The organism is Aeromonas sp. 600276, assembly GCF_049175815.1.
Taxonomy (GTDB): Bacteria; Pseudomonadota; Gammaproteobacteria; order Enterobacterales; family Aeromonadaceae; genus Aeromonas; species Aeromonas dhakensis.
This window is the reverse complement of the sequence record NZ_JAAKVU010000001.1, coordinates 425,862-444,756: the sequence shown is the minus strand read 5'-3', so window position 1 is coordinate 444,756 and position 18,895 is coordinate 425,862. Positions and strand designations below refer to the sequence as shown.

The window sequence follows — 18,895 nt, the reverse complement described above, 5'->3', positions numbered from 1 at the left end:
GTAAGCGCGGCGACGTGTTGAGCTAACCCATACTAATTACCCGTGAGGCTTAACCATACAACACCCAAGAAGTGTTCGAAGGCTTGTAGCAGATACCGAGAACGAAGAACTAAATCAGCTTTTTCAGATTGAAGATTTTGCCTGGCGGCAATAGCGCAGTGGAACCACCTGACCCCATGCCGAACTCAGAAGTGAAACGCTGTAGCGCCGATGGTAGTGTGGCATTCGCCATGCGAGAGTAGGACACTGCCAGGCACCCAATTAAACGGTGATGTGAAAGACATGACCGGCTGCGAGGATGACACCTCATCAAGAAGCGGCAAAAGATTTAGCGAAAGCTAACCGAATGCGGAGCGGTAGTTCAGTCGGTTAGAATACCGGCCTGTCACGCCGGGGGTCGCGGGTTCGAGTCCCGTCCGCTCCGCCACTAACAAGAAGCCCAGTCTAACGACTGGGCTTTTTTTCATCTTATTTCCCCCAAATTCCCTCTTTTTTCCTTACTCACTTCAGTAAAACACGCAGAGCCAGACAGTGGTCATGTCGGGATGGGTCCACTCGACCCTGTGCTTCTGGCGGGCAGGGATATTGATGTGATCCCCGGGGACTACTGAAGCTGAGACTCTCTTCGGATCTTTGATGCAGTATGCCGCCAACAATGGCATGAGGGGGAATGGCAACCACTTGTTGCTTGAGTGTCGTCGAAGACTGAATAGCGCCTCTATACTTCGTCACACATATGAAGTGCAGCTTGAATGTCTCAGCGCTTCTTTCAGGCCTTTAGAGAGGTCTTGTCGAAAGACTCAGTCAAGGTATGGGCGAGAGTGATGAGCAGCAGGAACAAGCGCAGGGAAATGGCATGCACAACATCTGCATCGTGAGTGATGTGATTGGGTTGCATCTAGTAAAAAGCGCAAAAGAAAAGGGGACGGCAGCTGCCGTCCCCTCGAGTCATTTCGTCCAGTCCCTGAACTGCAACGCTCCCTGCAATCCCTGACTTTATCCTGATCCTTCGGAATATCCCCTTCCCAATCCGTTGAGGTGTCCTGTGGCCATCCTAGCCTGGCAATCTATCCTGATTGCTGCACTCTCTCCATCCTGGAGGTGTCCGTTACCACATCCCGTGGTGTTCCTTGCGTCATCCTGACAGATAACCATCCGGGTTATCTCGCTTCATCCTGAAGCTGTCCTGCTCGCCTCCGGCGAGGTTCCTGTTCGTCCTGAAGAGCAACCATCCTGCTGCTCTGCCTCATCCTGAGGTGTCCTCAACCACGTCCCGCGGTGTCCTGTATTCCCTTTGATAACCATCCTGGCTATCGGCCTCATCCTGAGGTGTTCCCTGCCCACGTCCTGTGGTTTATTCCCTGCTTATGCGCTGCTTCTGCATCCTGCCGAACCAGCTTCGTCCTTGTGAGATCCATATTAAGGGAACCAGAGGGCGGAACAAGGGAGGAGTTGGCGTTGTCGGCGTGATGGGAGCGCTTAAACGATCATGGTTGTGATAATAAATTCATATTAATCATGGCGTTAGTTTGTTTCACGGGAAAGCATAAGGATTCAAAGATGGCTTCGCGTACGGTTCGACACAGTGGCCTCTTACAGCGGCGATGGCTGATCTCTCACACACAAAAGCAGGGCGAAAACGATGGTAAAAACAGGCTCAATTCGGAGGGTAAGGCTTAAAAATTAGTTGAATAAATATGCTCAAAAAGAATACAAAAAGCCGGGCTTGGCCCGGCTTTTTGAGAAGGTGTCAGCTGACGCGACTACCCGGTGTCGGATATGCCTTGCGCAAGGATTCTGGCGCCAGCACTTCCAGGTTCCCGCTCATGTTGTTGAGCCAGGTACGGAACTCCGGAGTGTCCTGCACCTCGGTTTCCACCACCACGCTGCGTTTGTCGTAGCGGGTCATGCGCGGGTTGTGGCCGGGGATCTGGCCGTCGACCAAGGTCGGACAGTTGGCATCGATGCGGCCGACGAAGCGGATCGGCCCGCTGACATCCTGGTACCCCTGATCGCGGATCAGTTTCTGGATATTGAAATCCTTCGGCTGGGTCGCGCTGAAGTTGGTCAGCTCCACGTTCTTGATGTGGTCGAACGGGATGCCGTAGACCTTGGGATCCAGCTCGGACAGGGTGCAGAGCAGGGTCGGCCCCTCTGCCTGGTTCAGAATGCCGAGCGGATTGATGCGGTCATAGCAGAGCCACACGGTGCGCTCCTTGATGACACGCTGGATCTCGGCGCTGAACTTGCGGCCACGCCACAATGCATCGCGGATCAGGGTGCTGCGGCGGATCTCCGGGTTGCCGGCAAACGGACGCGGTGACTGGTGCACGCTCTCGAGCCAGCGTTCCGCCAGTTCGCTCTGGCTGTCACGGATCACCTGGCTGGCCTTGTCGACCAGCGGGTTCAATTCGGTCAGGACACTGGCGGGCAGCAGCTGGCTGGCCTGGTCGCTCCAGGTTTTCAGCGCCACTGCCAGCGACAGCGGCATGATGTTGGCAAAATCGTTGAGGCCATGGCGCTCGAAGCACCAGCCGTGTGGTTTGCTGCGTTCATCCGAGGTGAGGTCGAACAACCCCATGCCGGACATCTCTTCCAGGTCCCGTTGCACGGTACGCAGACTGACATGAATGCCTTCTTCTTCCAGTTTTACCTGGAGTTGGCTGGCGGTCAGCTTGTAAGGGCGGTGCGGGATGCAACGCGCCAAGGTCAGTTGTCGTAACAGCTTCTTACTCATGGTGCATGCCTTCACTGGTTTAGCGTTGAGTGTATCCTAGCCATGCCTTGCGACAGTCTATGTCGCAAGTTTTGCTGCGACAACTGTCGCCATTTTCATACAAACCAAGCTAACTACATGATCATAAAAGAGAACGCTCTCTTTTCTGGCAGCAATTGAGGCTAAAAAATGATGAAAATTCGCCAAATGAAAGTGCTGTCTTACGGATTTGATGTAGAAGAAAAAACAGAAATGATAGGTAAGCGCAGAATATGATGTGGAGGAGAGGACTCTCCTCCACCGGGCGGGGATTTTTGCTGTCGGATCAGGCCAGCCAGGACCAGGCAGACTTGGTGATGGCGGCGCCCACCATGTAGCCAAATACCGCCAGGGCCGCGAGGCCGGCCACCAGCTTCTGACTGCGCGCAGGGCGCTTGAGCGCCATGACGCCGAGGCCGATGTAAACCACCAGCGCGATCAGCTTGGCCATCAGCCAGGGCTGCTGACCCGGGCTCATCTGCAGGGTCACCGCCAGCACTACCCCGAACAGCAACAGTAAGGTGTCGTTGACATGGGGCAGGATCTTCAGCCACTTCCGCTGCAGGCGGGCACTGCCCCCCAGGGCCAGCAGCCAGCGATAGAGGAACAGCAGCACGCTGACCAGTGCCAGCGTCATGTGCAGGTGTTTGAGCAGGGGGTAATAGGCAATCATATTGCTTCCTTGTCGTTGTCGGGCAGACCGCTGTTCCAGTTGTGGGCGTGAATGCGCTCCTGTCCTTCCTGATCGTCTTGCAGCAGATCGGAGAGGATGTCCCGGTATTGCAGGCTCTTGTTGATATAGGTGTGTTCGTCGTCCAGGTAGTTGACCTGCTCCCGCAGCAGCCAGTTGTCGTGCTGCTTGAAGGTCTGCCCGGCCCGCCAGGCCTGGTTGGCCCGAAAACCGAGCTGGGTCAGGGCTTCCACCCCCAGATCCACGGCGGAACCCAGGGTTTCCCGATACACGCTGCCCACGCCCTGGCGCAGGATCTCGTGAGCGTGGGGACGATCCTGGGCTCGCGCCAATATCTTAAGGTGCGGGAAGTGTTTCTTCACCATTTCAATCACTTCGAGTGACGTTGCAGGGTCGTTGATGGAGAGCACCAGCAATTTGGCCTTGTGGGCACCGGCGGCGTGCAGCAGGTCGAGTCGGCTGGCATCCCCGTAGAACACCTGATAGCCATACTTGCGCAGCATCTCTATCTGGCTGGCATCCTGCTCGAGGATGGTGGTGCCTATGCCGTGGCCGTGCAGCAAGCGTCCCACTATCTGGCCGAAGCGGCCGAAGCCGGCAATGATCACCGGGTGCTCCACCAGCTCCGGCTGCTCGTGCTGCGGGACCTCGCTCTGGTTGCGGTAGTCGAACCAGGGCTGGATCACCCGATCGTTGAGGATCAGCAGCAGCGGCGTCAGCGCCATGGAGAGCGCCACCACCAGGGTCAGCAGGGCTATGGTATCCCCCGGTAACACCCTGTTCTGGGCGGCGAACGAGAACAGCACGAAGGCGAACTCCCCCCCCTGGGCCAGCGCCAGCCCGAAGGTCCAGCGCTGGCTCGGCGAGATGCGGATGATGAAGCCGAGCGCCATCAACACCAGCCACTTGAGCAGCATCAGGCCGACCACCAGGGCCGGGATCAGCAGCGGATGTTCGGCAAACAGCCCGAAGTTGATACCGGCGCCCACCGACATGAAGAAGAGGCCGAGCAGCAGACCCTTGAACGGCTCTATGTCCGCCTCCAGTTCGTGGCGGTATTCGCTGTCCGCCAGCACCACCCCGGCGAGGAAGGAGCCCAGCGCAGGGGAGAGGCCGACCGACTCCATCAGCACGGCGATGGCGATCACCAGCAGCAGGGCGGCGGCGACGAAGATCTCCCGCATGTGAGACTGGGCGATGGCGCGAAACACCGGGCGCATCAGGTAATGACCCCCCAGCACTATGCCGGAGATGGCGGCCACCACCAGCAGGCCGTGCTGCCAGCCGGCCAGCTCAGAGCTGCCACTGCTGGCCACCGGCGCAATGGCCAGCAGTGGCAGTATCGCCAGGATGGGGATGACGGCGATGTCCTGGAACAACAGCACCGCGAAGGCGGAGCGGCCGCTCTCGCTCTGCATCAGTTTGCGCTCCTGCAGGCTCTGCAGCACGATGGCGGTGGAGGAGAGCGCCAGGATGAGGCCGATGGCCAGACCCTGTTGCCAGGGCAGGCCAATGAGGTGGGCCACGCCGGTCAGGGCTGCCGTGGTGAGCAGCACCTGCAGTCCACCGGTGCCGAGAATGGGCCCCTTCAGCTGCCACAGCAGCGCCGGCCTGAGTTCCAGTCCGACCAGAAACAGCATCAGCACGACCCCGAACTCGGCGAAGTGCATCACGTCTTTTTGCTCACCCACCAGCCCCAGCAGGAAGGGGCCTATGATGATCCCCGCCAGCAGGTAGCCGAGCACGGAGCCCAGCCCCCAGCGCTTGGCCAGCGGCACGGCGATCACCGCGGCGGAGAGGTAGATGAAGGCGTCGAACAGCAAACCGTGTCCCATCAGCGGATCCTCCGCGCCGTGGTGGAGGCCGATGAAGGCAGGCCGGGACTACGCCCGGAGCGGGTTCGGGTCATGGGAGTACCTCCAGCAGATCGCGCAGATAGGGGCTGCCGCCGAGTTGTTCCGGGGTCAGCTGCTCGTCGCGCAGGGCGCACAGCAACTGGCGATAATCCTGGCCGCAGCGGCGCAGCGCCTCCGGGTCCCGGATCTTGTGAAAGGAGTGCAGCACGAACGGGGGCAGCCAGCTCATGCCGCACAGCTGGGCCGTCTGCTGAAAGGGGAGCAGGAAGTCGAGCAGCGGGCGCTGGTTGTAGCCGGCGCTGCAGTAGGATTCGGGGGCACCGCCGGTGGTGATGGCCGACAGCCATTGCTTGCCGTTGAGGGCGTGGGCTTCCGGGCCATAGGCGTAGCCGTACTCCAGCACCAGATCCATCCACTCCTTCATGATGGCGGGACAGGAGTACCAGTAGAAGGGGTGCTGGAAGACGATGATGTCGTGTTCAGAGAGCAGGGCCTGCTCCCGCTTCACGTTGATGAACATGTCCGGGTAGTGCAGATAGAGGTCGTGCAGGGTGACGCCCTCCAGCCCGTCGATGGCCTGCAGCAGCTGCTTGTTGGCCCGGGAGCTCTGAAGCGCCGGGTGTGAGAAGATGACCAGAATGCGTTTCATGGGGTCCTGACCTGAAGAGGAGTGGATGCCGGCAAAAGATGCATTGCACAGCGACGTTAGCAAGAAGCGCCGTGGCTCGCCAGCTCCGGGATCAGCTCGCGCAGCGCCGGATTGAGGGTCTGGTGGGCGGGATAGCAGAGACCGATGCGCCGGAACATCCGGGGCCCGCTCACGGGCACGGTGCACAGCCCCGCCTCGTCCTCCACCAGCCCGTCCGGCAGGAAGCTGATGCCGATCCCGGCCAGTACCAGCGCCATCACCAGCCCCTTGCTCTCTGCCTTGGCCACCAGATTGAGGGTGAGCCGATCACAGGCCAGCAGGCCTATGGTCTGCTGATGGGCCTCGCAGGGTGGGCACTCAATAAAATCATAATGTTGCAGCTCGGCCAGTTCTAGTTGCCGGCGGCCGGCGAGGGGATGGTCGCGGCGCACGCACAAGACATAATCCTCCTCCCACAGCGGCAGAAAGATCTCGTCCTCCCGGCGCAGGGCATCCAGGGTCAGCCGACAGTCGGCAGGCGTCCCGTAATCGGAGAGGGTGAGATCCAGCTCGGGCAGCACCGCCTGCACCTGCTGCAGCAATCCCGCCACCCGCCGCCGGCTCAGATCCGGCATGATGGCCATGTTGAGCCGCGCACGCGTCGCCTTCTGGCGAAACAGCTCGGGCAGACGGCGCGCCTCCTCCACCAGCTTGACCGCGTGGGGATAGAGGTAGTGGGCCGGGTCCTTCGCCTCCACCCCCTTCTTGCCCCGAATGAACAGGCTGTCACCCAGGGTCTCTTCCAGCTGGCGCAGCCCCGCCGAGAGGGAGGGCTGGCTGACGTGGCAGCGTTCGGCCGCCGCCGTGATGTTCTTCTCTTCATAGATGGCGATGAAGAAGCGCAGCAGTCTCAGATCCAGCATAAGCCCAACCATAGTTTTTTCAGATGATAACCAGCGGAAAACAATATTTATCACTGATGGATGCAGTGACTATAGTGATCCCGTTCCGTGCTGGCCAGCCGCTTGTTTGCTCAAACCGACTCTTGAATCAGAAGGAAAACATCATGTCCAAGCCTCTCGTCGTGATCACCGGTGCCTCCGCCGGGATCGGTGCCGCCATCGCCCGTGCCTTCTCGGCCGCCGGCCATCCGCTGCTGCTGCTGGCCCGCCGGGTCGAGCCCATGCAGGCGCTGGGCCTGCCCGATACCCTCTGCATCGGGGTCGACGTGACCGACACCGCTGCCATGAAGGCCGCCATCCAGCAGGCAGAGGCGCAATTCGGTCCGGTCGGCTGCCTGGTCAACAACGCCGGCGTCATGCTGCTGGGCCAGGCCGACGTGCAGGACCCGGCCGAGTGGCAGCAGATGCTCAACATCAACGTGATGGGGGTGTTGAACGGTGTTCACGCCGTGCTGGCCGGGATGAAGGCGCGCCGCAGCGGTACCATCATCAATATCAGCTCCATCGCCGGTCGCAAGACTTTCCCGAACCATGCCGCCTACTGCGCCACCAAGTTCGCGGTGCACGCCCTGACCGAGAACATCCGGGAAGAGGTGGCCGATGTCGGCGTGCGGATGGTGACCATAGCCCCGGGCGCGGTGGAGACCGAGCTGCTCAGCCATACCACGGACGAGAGCATCAAGGCCGGCTACCACGACTGGAAGGATCAGATGGGCGGTGTCATTGCGCCCGAGGTGATCGCCGAGGCCGTGCTCTATGCATGGAACCAGCCGGCCAATGTCTGCGTGCGCGAGATCGTGCTGGCGGCCACCCGTCAGCAACCTTGATGGAGGCTGACAGGAAGAGGGGGAGGGCTTGACCCTCCCCCTGGGCCAGGGGTTACCATAGGCCACCTTTCGTCAATGAGTCGTCTCATGGTTCTGACCCGTCGCCAACTCGCTCGCGCCCGCCGCTGGCTCCCCCTGTGGAGTCTGCTGATGGTGCTGATGTCGTTTGGCAGCCGGGCGGCGACCGATCTCTGTACCCTGACGCCTCATTGCAGCCAGAGCGAACGCACCCTGGAGAAGGCCATGCCCTGCGGCAGCTTCACCTCGGCGCTCGCCATGACGGTGCTCAGCAGTGACAGCCTGACGGTTGCCATGCTGGAACCAGACTCCCCGGATTTCATCTCCCCTTCCCAGTTCATGCCGGATGTCCCGACCGACCGGCTGGAGCGTCCTCCCCGCACCCTGGCTTGAATCTGACCCCCGTTTCCGGGCATGTTTCATTCAATCTGAGGTGAGTTATGTACAAATCCCTGCTACTGGCCGTGCTGGCCGGTACCGTCAGCTTTTCTGCTCTCGCGGCCGAGAAGATGACCGTCTACAAATCCAAGTACTGCGGCTGCTGCCAGGCCTGGAACAAGCACATGGAAGAGAATGGCTTCGAGCTCGAGGTCATCGAAACCGAACAGCTTGCACCGGTCAAACAGCAGTACGGTATCACTCCGCAGCTGGCCTCCTGCCACACCGGCGTGGTCAACGGCTATGTGATCGAGGGACACGTGCCCGCCGCCGATGTGCAGAAACTGCTCAAGGAAAAACCGGCGATCCGCGGCCTGACCATTCCGGGCATGCCCCAGAGTGCGCCGGGCATGGATATTCCGGGTCAGCCCTATCAGGTGCTGAGCATCAGCAATGAGGGCGCGACCAGGGTCTGGTCGAGCTACCCCGGCTGATGAAGACTGGCCGTGAGCAGACACACTTCCATCATGTGAGGCACACCTGAGCGAGCCCGTGTCGCTCACGGTCAGGTATGGGGGCCGCCATCGCGAGATGGCGGCCCTTTTACATCCCGGCGCGGGATAACTTGCAACTGAAGGCGACAAGGGGCAGATTGGTCCCCTGTCCAAGGAGCCAAGGCTCAGGTCCGCCAACCCTTTTAAAGCGCAAAGGATGCGACATGTTCACCTTTTCCCGAGGGCTTCTGCTGCTGGCTTGCCTAGCCGCCGTTCCCTGTTCATATGCCAATGATGAGTCCGCCATGCCCACACGCGACACCCAGATCCAGCCTCCCGTGGCCGCCAAACACCCCCATACCCTGAAAAAACACGGGGATATCCGGGTCGACAACTACTACTGGCTGCGCGATGACGAGCGCCAGAAACCCGAGGTGCTGGCCTACCTGGAGGCCGAAAACGCCTACACCGACGCCATGCTCAAACCGGTCAAGCCGCTGCGCGACCAACTCTATCAGGAGATGGTGGCCCGCATTCCCCAGCAGGACGAGTCGGTGCCCTATGTGAAGAACGGCTATCGCTACCAGACCCGCTACGAGCCGGGCAAGGAGTACGCCATCTATTCACGCAGCAAAATTGGTGAAGAGGCTACAAGCCTGCTGCTGGACGGCAACCAGCGTGCCGAGGGCCACGAGTTCTACGCCCTGGGGGCGCTCGAGGTGAGCCGCAACAACCGCTGGCTGGCGGTGGCGGAAGATTTCCTCTCCCGCCGCCAGTACCAGATCCAGTTCTTCGATCTGGAGAGCGGCAAGTGGGCCACCGACACGCTTCCGAACACCTCCGGCAATCTGGTGTGGGCCAACGACAGCAAGACAGTGTTCTACGTGCGCAAGCATCCCAAGACCCTGTTGCCCTACCAGGTCTATCGCCACGAGCTGGGTACGGATCCCGCCAAGGATACCCTGGTCTACGAGGAGAAGGACGACACCTTCTACGTGAGCCTCTATGCCACCACCTCGGAAGATTTCATCGTCATCGCCCTCTCCAGCACCACTACCGGCGAGGCGCGCCTCATCGATGCCAATGTGCCGACCCAGGCGCCGCGGCTGTTCCTGCCGCGCCAGGTGGATCACGAGTACAGCCTGGATCACTACCGCGGCCGCTTCTATGTGCGCTCCAACAAGGACGGCAAGAACTTCGGCCTGTACGAGACCAAAGAGAGCCCGGTGGAGCGCTGGAAGGCGGTGATCGCCCCCAATCCGGATGTGCTGCTGGAGAGCTATGCCCTGTTCAAGGAGTGGCTGGTGCTGGAGGAGCGCAGCCAGGGGCTGACCCGGCTGCGCCAGGTCAACTGGCAGAGCGGCGAGCAGAAGGAGATCGCCTTCGACGATCCCGCCTATGTCACCTGGCTTGCCTACAACCCGGAGCCGGACACCAGCGCCCTGCGCTATGGCTACTCCTCCATGACCACGCCGTCCTCCACCTACGAGCTCGACCTGAACAGCGGCAAGCGCACCCTGCTCAAGCAGCAGCCGGTGGCGGGCTTCAAGGCCGATCAATATGCCAGCGAGCGGCTCTGGATCACCGCCCGTGACGGCGTGGCTGTGCCGGTGTCGCTGGTCTATCGCAAGGACCAGTTCAAGAAGGAGGGGACCGGCGCAGGCACCAATCCGCTGCTGGTCTACGGCTACGGCTCCTATGGCGCCAGCATGGATCCGGACTTCAGCAGCGCCCGGCTGAGCCTGCTGGATCGCGGCTTCGTCTACGCCATCGCCCACATTCGTGGTGGCGAGGAGCTGGGCCGCCACTGGTATGAGGATGGCAAGCTGCTGAAGAAGCAGAACACCTTCAACGACTTCATCGACGTGACCGAGGCGCTGGTGGCGCAGGGTTATGGTGCCAGGGATCAGGTCTACGCCATGGGCGGCAGCGCCGGCGGCCTGCTGATGGGGGCCGTCATCAACCAGGCGCCCCAGCTCTATCGCGGCGTGGTGGCCCAGGTCCCCTTCGTCGACGTGGTCACCACCATGCTGGACGAGTCCATCCCCCTCACTACCGGTGAGTACGACGAGTGGGGCAATCCGAACCAGAAGCGCTACTACGACTACATGAAGGCCTACAGCCCCTACGATCAGGTCAAGGCGCAGGCCTACCCGAATCTGCTGGTCACCACAGGCCTGCACGATTCCCAGGTGCAGTATTGGGAGCCGGCCAAGTGGGTGGCCAAGCTGCGGGAGCTGAAGACGGATGATAACAAGTTGTTGCTGAGTACCGACATGGACGCCGGCCACGGCGGCAAGTCGGGCCGCTTCAAGGCCTACGAGGATATCGCGCTGGAGTTTGCGTTTATCCTGGATCTGGCCAAGCCAAAAGCATAAGTCACCAAGGTTGCAGCCCTTGCCAGACAAGGGCTGCAAAAGAATCTCCTTTCCCTCTTCCCGCCTGCTGTCCGGTAGCACAACCAATTAATCGTCGATCGGCAAATTAATGATCGGCTTCAAATTTCTGGCGACCGATATCCTTCATTTTGTGTTTTTGTTTGATTTATGTTGGCGCCGTGTGCTTAATCGATGCCGTTATAACTCTTTAATTGGCCCCCTCGGTGCCAATTATCTCTGGTTGGCATGAAGCCGACTGTCTCACCACAGGATGCTGGTGGCGTTTTGGGGAACGCTGGTCGTTCACCCATTTCCTCATCGCGAGGTCACGGACGACCGCCGACGCAGCACGGCGGTTTGTCTTGCATTCGCCCGTGGAACGGGCGAGCTGAATCAATCAAAAAGGATGAACAACATGAAAGGAATATCCCTGGCGTGTGCCTTGTCGGCAGCTCTGGTCGGTGTCTCGTTTGGTGGTCCGGTACAGGCGCAGGAGCGCTTCGTGACCATAGGTACCGGCGGTCAGACCGGTGTCTACTACGTGGCGGGCCAGTCCATCTGCCGCTTCCTCAACCGCGGCGCCGCCGATCACCAGATCAAGTGCAACGCCCCGGCCAGTGGCGGCGGTGTTGCCAACGTCAACGGCATCCGCTCCGGCGAGTTCAACTTCGGCATCATGCAGTCCGACCACCAGTACAAGGCGATGAAGGGCGTCGAGCCGTTCAAGGCCGAGGGTCCGATGGATGACATCCGCGCCGTCTTCTCCCTGCAGAGCGAAGTGTTCACCATCCTGGCCCGCAAGGACGCCAAGATTGCTGGCTTCGACGATCTGAAGGGCAAGCGCGTCAACATCGGCAACCCGGGCTCCGGCCAGCGCGACACCTTCGAAGAGATCATGGCCGTCAAGGGCTGGGACAAGTCCGTGTTCAGTCTGGTCTCCGAGCTCAAACCCGCCGAGCAGGCCTCTGCCTTGGGTGACAACAACATCGACGCCATGAGCTACTTCGTCGGTCACCCCAACGGCGCTATCCAGGAAGCCTCCACCACCACCGATACCGTGCTGGTGCCGGTGACCGGCCCCGAGATCGACAAGCTGCTGGCCGAGAAGAGCTACTACAGCAAGGCCGAGATCCCGGGTGGTCTGTACAAGGGCAGCCCGAACCCGACCCCGTCCATCGGTGGCAAGGCCGTACTCTCCACCAGCGCCAAGGCCGATCCGGAAGTGGTCTACCAGCTGGTCAAGTCCGTGTTCGACAACCTGGATCGCTTCAAGCGCCTGCACCCGGCCTTCGCCGACCTGAAGGAAGCCGACATGATCAAGGTGGGTCTCTCCGCCCCGCTGCATGAAGGCGCGGTGCGCTACTACAAGGAACGTGGCTGGATGTAATCCGGTTGCGGTTTCGGATGTGCCCCAGACTCGCTCCTCCCTCGGGGGGGCGAGTCTCATTTATTGCAGTACCAACAGAGCCACACTATGCAGCAAACACAACAACAAGAGGCGCTCTCGGCCGAGGAGCTGATCGCCCAGGATGTGGGAGCCCGCCTGCCGGTGGGCACCATGAGCTGGATCATCGCGGGTCTTGCGCTGATCTGGTCCCTGTTCCAGCTCTGGATCGCTTCGCCGCTGCCGTTCTCTCTCGGCATCGGTGTTCTCAACGACACTGAAACACGCTCGATTCACCTGGCTTTCGCCATCCTGCTCGCCTATCTGGTGTTCCCGGCCATGCGCAGCTCGCCGCGCGACCGCGTGCCGCTCGGTGACATCGCCCTTGGCCTCATCGGCGCCGCCGTCGCCAGCTACCTGTTCATCATGTATGAGCAGCTGGCCCAGCGCCCCGGCAACCTGACCACCATGGACTTCGTGGTCGCCTGTATCGGCATTCCGCTGCTGCTGGAAGCCGCCCGCCGTGCCCTCGGCCCGGCCCTGGCGGTGATCGCCATCGTCTTCCTGGCCTACAGCCTGGCCGGTCCCTGGATGCCCTCCCTGCTGGCCCACCGCGGGGTGAGCCTGCATGCGCTGGCCAACCACCAGTGGATCACCACCGAAGGGGTGTTCGGCATCGCCCTCGGGGTCTCCACCAGCTTCGTCTTCCTGTTCGTGCTGTTTGGCGCCCTGCTCGAGCGCGCCGGTGCGGGCCACTACTTCATCCAGCTCGCCTTCAGCCTGCTCGGCCACCTGCGCGGCGGCCCGGCCAAGGCGGCCGTGGTGGCCTCGGCCCTGACCGGCGTCATCTCCGGCTCCTCCATCGCCAACGTGGTGACCACGGGCACCTTCACCATCCCCATGATGAAACGGGTCGGCTTCTCCAAGGAGAAGGCCGGCGCGGTGGAAGTTGCCTCCTCGGTCAACGGCCAGATCATGCCCCCGGTCATGGGGGCCGCCGCCTTCCTGATGGTGGAGTACGTCGGCATTCCCTACGTCGAGATCATCAAGCACGCCTTCCTGCCGGCGGCCATCTCCTACATTGCCCTGCTCTACATAGTGCACCTCGAGGCGCTGAAGCTCGGCATGCAGCCCATCGGCAACCGTCAGCCGCGGCCATGGTTGCGCCGCCTGACCGGCTTCGCCTTCGGTGCCGCCCTTATCAGCGGCCTCTCCATGGCAGTCTACTACGGCCTGGGCTGGCTCAAGCCGGCGCTGGGCGACTACGCCCTGCCGGGGATCAGCGTGCTGCTGGCCGCCGCCTACCTGGGACTGCTGAAGATCGCCGCCAGCAACGAGCCGTTGCCGTCGGAAGATCCGGACAAGCCGCTGGACGAGCTGCCGGAAACCCGCGCCGTGCTGCTCTCCGGCCTGCACTTCCTGCTGCCGGTGGTGGTACTGGTGTGGTGTCTGATGGTGGAGCGACTCTCCCCGGGCCTGTCGGCCTTCTGGGGCTCGGTGATGCTGATCATCATACTGCTGACCCAGCGCCCGCTGCTGAACTGGCTGCGCACCGACGGCAAGCATGACTACGGCAGCTTCACCGACGGCGTGGTGGATCTGCGCGAAGGGCTGATCGCCGGTGCCCGCAACATGATCGGCATCGGCATCGCCACCGCCACCGCCGGCATCATAGTCGGGGCCGTCTCCCAGACCGGGGTCGGCCTGGTGCTGGCGGATCTGGTGGAGTTTCTCTCCATGGGCAACCTGCTGCTGATGCTGCTGCTGACCGCCCTGCTGAGCCTGATCCTCGGCATGGGGCTGCCCACCACCGCCAACTACATAGTGGTGTCGAGCCTGCTGGCGCCGGTGATCGTCACCCTGGGGCAGCAGAACGGCCTCATCGTGCCGCTCATCGCCGTGCACCTGTTTGTCTTCTACTTCGGCATCATGGCGGACGTGACCCCGCCGGTGGGGCTGGCCTCGTTCGCCGCGGCCGCCGTCTCCAAGGGGGATCCCATCAAGACCGGGATCACGGCGTTCTACTACAGCCTGCGCACCGCGGCGCTGCCGTTCCTGTTCATCTTCAACACCGACCTGCTGCTCATCAACGTGGACTTCGCCCACGGCGTGCTGATCTTCATCGTGGCCACCATCGCCATGCTGATCTTCGCCGCCGCGACCCAGGGCTACTTCCTGGTGAAGAGTCGCTGGTACGAGAGCGTGCTGCTGCTGCTGGTGGCCTTCACCCTGTTCCGTCCCGGCTTCTGGATGGACATGCTGCACGACCCGTATCGCGACGCCGCGCCGGCCGAGCTGGCCCAGACCATGGGCCAGGTGGAGGCCGAGAGCACCCTGCGCCTGCGGATGGAAGGGGAAGATGCGGTGGGCAAGTTGCGCCGCTTCACCGTGCTGCTGCCGGTGCCGGATGGCGCGAGCGGTGAGGATCGTCTGACCAAGCTGGGGATCCAGACCTATGAGCAGGACGGCAAGATCCTGATCGACAGCGTCACCTTCGGCAGCCAGGCCGCCGAGCTGGGGCTGGAGATGGATCAGCAGATCCTGAGCGTCAAGGCGCCCACCGAGCGCTGGCCCAAGGAGCTGATGTGGCTGCCGGGCTTCCTGCTGTTCGGTGCCGTGATCTGGCTGCAGCGGCGCCGTCAGGCACGCTGATCCCGCACCCAATAAAAACGGCGCCACGATGGCGCCGTTTTTATTTACCCCGTGTAGGGTTATTCCTGCGGAGCTTGCTTTATGCGGCAGGTTGAAAGGCTGTTGCTTCACCTAGCTTAGTTCCGGCTGCTCTCAGACCTATTCAACGCGGCACATCATGATATCTATACGGGCCGCGGGAGGGCTTATTCTTGCGGATCCTGCTCCTGCAGCAGGCTCAGGGTCTGTTGCTCCACCTGGCTCAATCCCAGCTGTTCGCAGGCTTGCTCAAAGCTGATTCCCAAGTGGCACATCATGATGTCGATGGCGGGCAGATAGTTTCTCATTGCTTCTTCCATGGTGATCCTCCGAACCCGTTCCTTATGCCCGAACCGGGTGGACGGGACAATTAGACTTTAGGCGTAGGGTGCTCGTTTGCTGAGCGCCTCTGCCACTGGCCGGGGGAATTTGTTACTCTCCCTGTCAGCAAGAAGATGTTGCCGTATGACTGCGAGCGACACGTGAGGAGCAGGGTATGTTATTGAGTTTCTTGATCATCGCATCGGGCTGGTGGCACATTCGTGCGGCCTACGGCTCAGACTCCCGTCAGTTCTACATCAGCAAGCCGCTGACCATGCTGCTCATCATAGCGCTGGCGTTCGGCTATCAGGGCTATGACCACGACGGCTCCCATGCCTGGATCCTGCTCGGTCTCTGCCTGTCGCTGGCCGGCGACGTGCTGCTGATGCTGCCGAGCGACCGCTTCATCCAGGGGCTGGCGGCATTTCTTGTCGCGCACCTCTGCTACATCGTTGGCTTCGCCCAGGGGCCGCTGGTGCTGAACCTGGTGGATGGCCTGCTGTTGCTGCTGGTGGCCGGCATGGTGTTCGGCCTGCTGTGGGGCAAGCTCGGGGAGATGAAGATCCCCGTCTTCTGCTACATGCTGGTGATCATCGGCATGGCCTGGGTGGCCGCCGGTGCCTGGCACGCCTCCCTCACCGCCGGCAGCGCCGCCGCCCTGGTGGGGGCGCTGATGTTCCTCTTCTCCGACAGCATGCTGGCGCTGGATCGCTTCCGTCGCCCCTTCCCCCATGCCACCGCCTGGGTGATGAGCAGCTACTTCGCCGCCCAGTTCCTGATCGCCGCCTCGTTGGCGGGTTGACCGGCGGGCCGCAATAAAAAACGGGCCTGCCGGCCCGTTTTGCTACTCCCTTCCCACTCTTTCACGCCTCGACCGGTTCGGCATCCGGCGCCCTCGGGGCCGGCTGCTTGAGCAGCAGCATCAGGGCGCTGGCGATCAGCAGGAAGATACCCATCACGAAGAACACCTGGTTGTAGGCCATGATGGCCGCCTCGCGGCTGATGGTGTTCGACAGCATGGCCTGAGCCTGCAGACGGGCCAGTTCGGGGCCGGAGCCCTGGGCCATCATGCTCTGGGCCAGCTGCAACAGATAGGCCTGTCCCTCTATGCTGGTGGCGGCCAGGGTACTGCCGATCTGGCTGACATGGGTGCGGGTGTCGTTGTCGATCAGGGTCGCTATGATGGCGATGCCGAAGGCACCGCCCAGGTTGCGCAGCACGTTGAGCAGGGTGGAGGAGGAGGGGATCTCGTCCGGCGTCAGGCTGGCGGTCGCCACCAGGGAGAGCGGCACCATGATGAAGGGCTGTCCCAGCGCCCGTACGATGAGCGACTGGATCAGCTGTGGTCCGGCGTAATCCGCACTCATGTTCATGTTCATGAAGCAGCTGACGGCGAACACCAGAAAACCGAAGCTCACCAGATAGCGCGGGTCTATCTTGTGGGTCAGCTTGGGCACCAGTGGCAGTACCAGCAGCTGGGGCAACCCCATCCACATCAGTACCTCGCCGATTTCCAGCGCGTTGTAGTTGTGGATCTGGGTCATGTAGAGCGGCAGCACATAGATGGAGCCCATCAGCGCCATGCCGAGCACCAGGTAGGCGAAGCAGGCCAGCGCGAAGCGCGGGTTGTGCAGCAGCCGCAGGTTGACCAACGGGTGGCGGCGCAGCAGCTGGCTGATGACGAAGAACACCAGCGCCACCACCGAGATGACGGTGAGCCGCACGATGAAGCTGGAACCGAACCAGTCCTCCCGGTTGCCCTCTTCCAGCACCACTTCCAACAGGCCCAGCCCTACCGCCATGGTAAGGATGCCGATGAGATCCACCCGCTTGATCACCTCCCAGTCCACCGGCTTCTTGTCCAGCCCGTGGGCCAGCATGGCCATCACCAGCAGTCCCGGCGGCACGTTCAGGTAGAAGATGTAGTGCCAGGACATCTGTTCGGTCAGCCAGCCGCCCAGGGTCGGGCCGATGGCGGGGGCGAAGGTGGCGCACAGGCCGAACAGCGCCATGCCGGTGGCTCGCTTGTGCAGCGGCAGCAGGCTGACGATGAGGGAGAAGGCCATGGGGATCAGCGCCCCGCCGGTGAAGCCCTGCAGCGCCCTAAAGACGATCATGCTGGTGAGGTTCCAGCTGAACGAGCAGAGCACGGAGGCGACGATGAAGGCCCCCGTGGTCCACAGCAGGTAGCGCCGCACGCTCAACCCCCGGCTCAGCCAGCCGCTCAGCGGGATGGCGATCATCTCCGCTACCAGATAGGAGGTGGAGATCCAGGAGCTCTCGCTCAGGGTGGCCGACAGAGCCCCCTGAATGTCCTTCAGGGAGGCGTTGGTGATCTGGATGTCGAGGATGGCCATGAAGGCGCCGATGAGGCCCCCCATGACCGCGATCCAGTTGCGGCGTGGTATGGCGTCCATCAGTTGGCGGCGACCACGGGATCAGGGCTGCGGGTGTCGACGATCACCTCGGTGGAGAGGCCAGGCAGCAGCTTGCCCGCCAGGGCGCCCGGATCCGGAATGCGGATCTTCACCGGTACTCGCTGCACGATCTTGGTGAAGTTGCCGGTGGCGTTCTCCGGCGGCAGCAGGGCGAACTTGGCGCCGGTGGCCGGCGCCAGGCTGTCGATGATCCCCTCGACCGGCTGATCCGGGTAGGCATCCAGGATCACCTCCACCTTCTGGCCGGGCTGCATGTGGAGCAGCTGGGTCTCCTTGAAGTTGGCCTCGACCCACACCTGCTGCAGCGGCACCAGGCTGGCCACCTGCATGCCGGACTGGACGTAGAGCCCCGCCCGCAGACTGCGCTTGCCGATGATGCCGTCGGCCGGTGCTCGCAGCTCGGTATAGGCCAGCTCCAGCTTGGCCTGTTCCAGCTGGGCGGCGCTCAATGCCAGCTTGGCCTGGTTCTGTTTGGCCTCGGCATCCAGCACCAGCAGCCGCTCGCGGGCGGCCTGCAGGGCCGCTTTGGCCTCCTGCTCCTGGGCCTGATTGACCTGCAGGCCGGCACGCACCTCGTCCAGGCTGTCCTGGGAGCTGTAGTGGCGCTGGTTGAGCTGGCTGACGCGGCGCACCTGTTGCTGGGCCCGAACCTGTTCGGCATTGGCCGAGCTGACCTTGGCCTCGGCCTGACGGATGAGGCTCAACTGCTGGGTGCGGGTGGCGGCGAGATTTTCCGCCGTCGCCTGGTTGAGGCGCAGGTCGGCCTCGGCCTCGGCCACCTTGGTCTTGTACTCCCGGTCGTCGAGGCGGGCGATGAGCTGGCCGGCCTTCACCGGCTGGTTGTCGGTCACCAGCACTTCGCTGATGTAGCCGGAGAGCTTGGAGCCGATGCCGGTCACCTCGCTCTGCAGGTAGGCGTTGTCGGTGCTCTCGAAGTAGCGGCCGTGCAGATACCAGTAACCGGCAAACAGCAGGCCGAGCAGGGCCAGTATCATGGCGGCCAGCAGGGGGATCTTCTTGTGTTGACTCATGTGGGGGATTCCTGAACTTAAGAGAGGCAGGCTAACACTGGCCAACTGTTTCGATTAGTATCCA

15 protein-coding genes, 1 tRNA gene, 1 rRNA gene and 1 pseudogene are annotated in these 18,895 nt (G+C 62.0%); 9 read left to right on the top strand and 9 right to left on the bottom strand.

Annotated elements, in window-relative coordinates; translation table 11 throughout:
* The first annotated feature begins 140 nt into the window (after nucleotides 1-140).
* Nucleotides 141-255, top strand: a 5S ribosomal RNA gene (gene rrf / locus G5134_RS02110).
* 95 nt (nucleotides 256-350) lie between these two features.
* Nucleotides 351-427: transfer RNA gene (locus G5134_RS02105), tRNA-Asp, on the top strand.
* 79 nt (nucleotides 428-506) lie between these two features.
* On the opposite strand, the pseudogene G5134_RS02100 reads toward G5134_RS02105, so the two are convergent.
* The 6 genes and pseudogenes from G5134_RS02100 to G5134_RS02075 all read right to left on the bottom strand — a co-directional run.
* Nucleotides 507-602: pseudogene (locus G5134_RS02100) on the bottom strand (phosphoribosylaminoimidazole carboxylase); the annotation flags it as partial.
* A gap of 1,148 nt (nucleotides 603-1,750) precedes the next feature.
* A complete protein-coding gene (locus G5134_RS02095; protein WP_005308002.1) occupies nucleotides 1,751-2,737 on the bottom strand; it encodes a helix-turn-helix transcriptional regulator in 987 nt (328 codons plus the stop codon).
* Nucleotides 2,738-3,041: 304 nt separating this feature from the next.
* Nucleotides 3,042-3,428, bottom strand: coding sequence for a SirB2 family protein (locus G5134_RS02090; protein WP_065017348.1), 387 nt, complete (start codon nucleotides 3,426-3,428; stop codon nucleotides 3,042-3,044).
* Complete coding sequence (locus G5134_RS02085) at nucleotides 3,425-5,281, bottom strand: monovalent cation:proton antiporter-2 (CPA2) family protein (protein WP_005308005.1); 1,857 nt, start codon at nucleotides 5,279-5,281, stop codon at nucleotides 3,425-3,427. Before G5134_RS02085 ends, G5134_RS02090 begins: the two co-directional genes overlap by 4 nt.
* 70 nt (nucleotides 5,282-5,351) lie before the next feature.
* Nucleotides 5,352-5,951, bottom strand: a complete 600-nt coding sequence (locus G5134_RS02080) for an NAD(P)H-dependent oxidoreductase (RefSeq protein WP_019839951.1) — start codon at nucleotides 5,949-5,951, stop codon at nucleotides 5,352-5,354.
* Nucleotides 5,952-6,007: 56 nt separating this feature from the next.
* Entirely contained in the window at nucleotides 6,008-6,853 is an 846-nt protein-coding gene (locus G5134_RS02075) for a LysR family transcriptional regulator (RefSeq protein ID WP_065017349.1), read from the bottom strand.
* Nucleotides 6,854-6,996: 143 nt separating this feature from the next.
* On the opposite strand from G5134_RS02075, the gene G5134_RS02070 reads away from it, so the two are divergent.
* The 6 genes from G5134_RS02070 to G5134_RS02045 all read left to right on the top strand — a co-directional run bounded on the left by G5134_RS02070 (nucleotide 6,997) and on the right by G5134_RS02045 (nucleotide 15,023).
* Entirely contained in the window at nucleotides 6,997-7,719 is a 723-nt protein-coding gene (locus tag G5134_RS02070; RefSeq protein ID WP_042049215.1) for an SDR family oxidoreductase, read from the top strand.
* 87 nt (nucleotides 7,720-7,806) lie between these two features.
* Nucleotides 7,807-8,130: a hypothetical protein gene (locus G5134_RS02065; RefSeq protein WP_042005464.1), complete on the top strand. Its 324-nt coding sequence runs from the start codon at nucleotides 7,807-7,809 to the stop codon at nucleotides 8,128-8,130.
* A gap of 47 nt (nucleotides 8,131-8,177) precedes the next feature.
* The gene (locus G5134_RS02060; RefSeq protein WP_005308011.1) at nucleotides 8,178-8,609 is read left to right on the top strand and encodes a DUF411 domain-containing protein; all 432 of its coding nucleotides are present in this window, start codon (nucleotides 8,178-8,180) and stop codon (nucleotides 8,607-8,609) included.
* Nucleotides 8,610-8,833: 224 nt separating this feature from the next.
* The gene (locus G5134_RS02055; RefSeq protein WP_065017350.1) at nucleotides 8,834-10,987 is read left to right on the top strand and encodes a S9 family peptidase; all 2,154 of its coding nucleotides are present in this window, start codon (nucleotides 8,834-8,836) and stop codon (nucleotides 10,985-10,987) included.
* Between the two features lie 415 nt (nucleotides 10,988-11,402).
* Entirely contained in the window at nucleotides 11,403-12,374 is a 972-nt protein-coding gene (locus tag G5134_RS02050) for a TAXI family TRAP transporter solute-binding subunit (RefSeq protein WP_065017351.1), read from the top strand.
* Between the two features lie 87 nt (nucleotides 12,375-12,461).
* Complete coding sequence (locus G5134_RS02045) at nucleotides 12,462-15,023, top strand: TRAP transporter permease (protein WP_010635408.1); 2,562 nt, start codon at nucleotides 12,462-12,464, stop codon at nucleotides 15,021-15,023.
* 185 nt (nucleotides 15,024-15,208) lie between these two features.
* Here the strand turns inward: G5134_RS02045 and G5134_RS02040 are convergent, their stop codons facing one another.
* The gene (locus G5134_RS02040) at nucleotides 15,209-15,349 is read right to left on the bottom strand and encodes a hypothetical protein (RefSeq protein ID WP_010635406.1); all 141 of its coding nucleotides are present in this window, start codon (nucleotides 15,347-15,349) and stop codon (nucleotides 15,209-15,211) included.
* Nucleotides 15,350-15,537: 188 nt separating this feature from the next.
* Between G5134_RS02040 and G5134_RS02035 the strand changes: the two genes are divergently transcribed.
* Nucleotides 15,538-16,164, top strand: coding sequence for a lysoplasmalogenase (locus G5134_RS02035; protein ID WP_005308018.1), 627 nt, complete (start codon nucleotides 15,538-15,540; stop codon nucleotides 16,162-16,164).
* A gap of 61 nt (nucleotides 16,165-16,225) precedes the next feature.
* On the opposite strand, the gene G5134_RS02030 is transcribed toward G5134_RS02035, so the two are convergent.
* Both G5134_RS02030 and G5134_RS02025 read right to left on the bottom strand, forming a co-directional pair.
* Nucleotides 16,226-17,779, bottom strand: coding sequence for a DHA2 family efflux MFS transporter permease subunit (locus G5134_RS02030; protein ID WP_017764707.1), 1,554 nt, complete (start codon nucleotides 17,777-17,779; stop codon nucleotides 16,226-16,228).
* Complete coding sequence (locus G5134_RS02025) at nucleotides 17,779-18,831, bottom strand: HlyD family secretion protein (protein WP_005308022.1); 1,053 nt, start codon at nucleotides 18,829-18,831, stop codon at nucleotides 17,779-17,781. Before G5134_RS02025 ends, G5134_RS02030 begins: the two co-directional genes overlap by 1 nt.
* Nucleotides 18,832-18,895 lie beyond the last annotated feature (64 nt).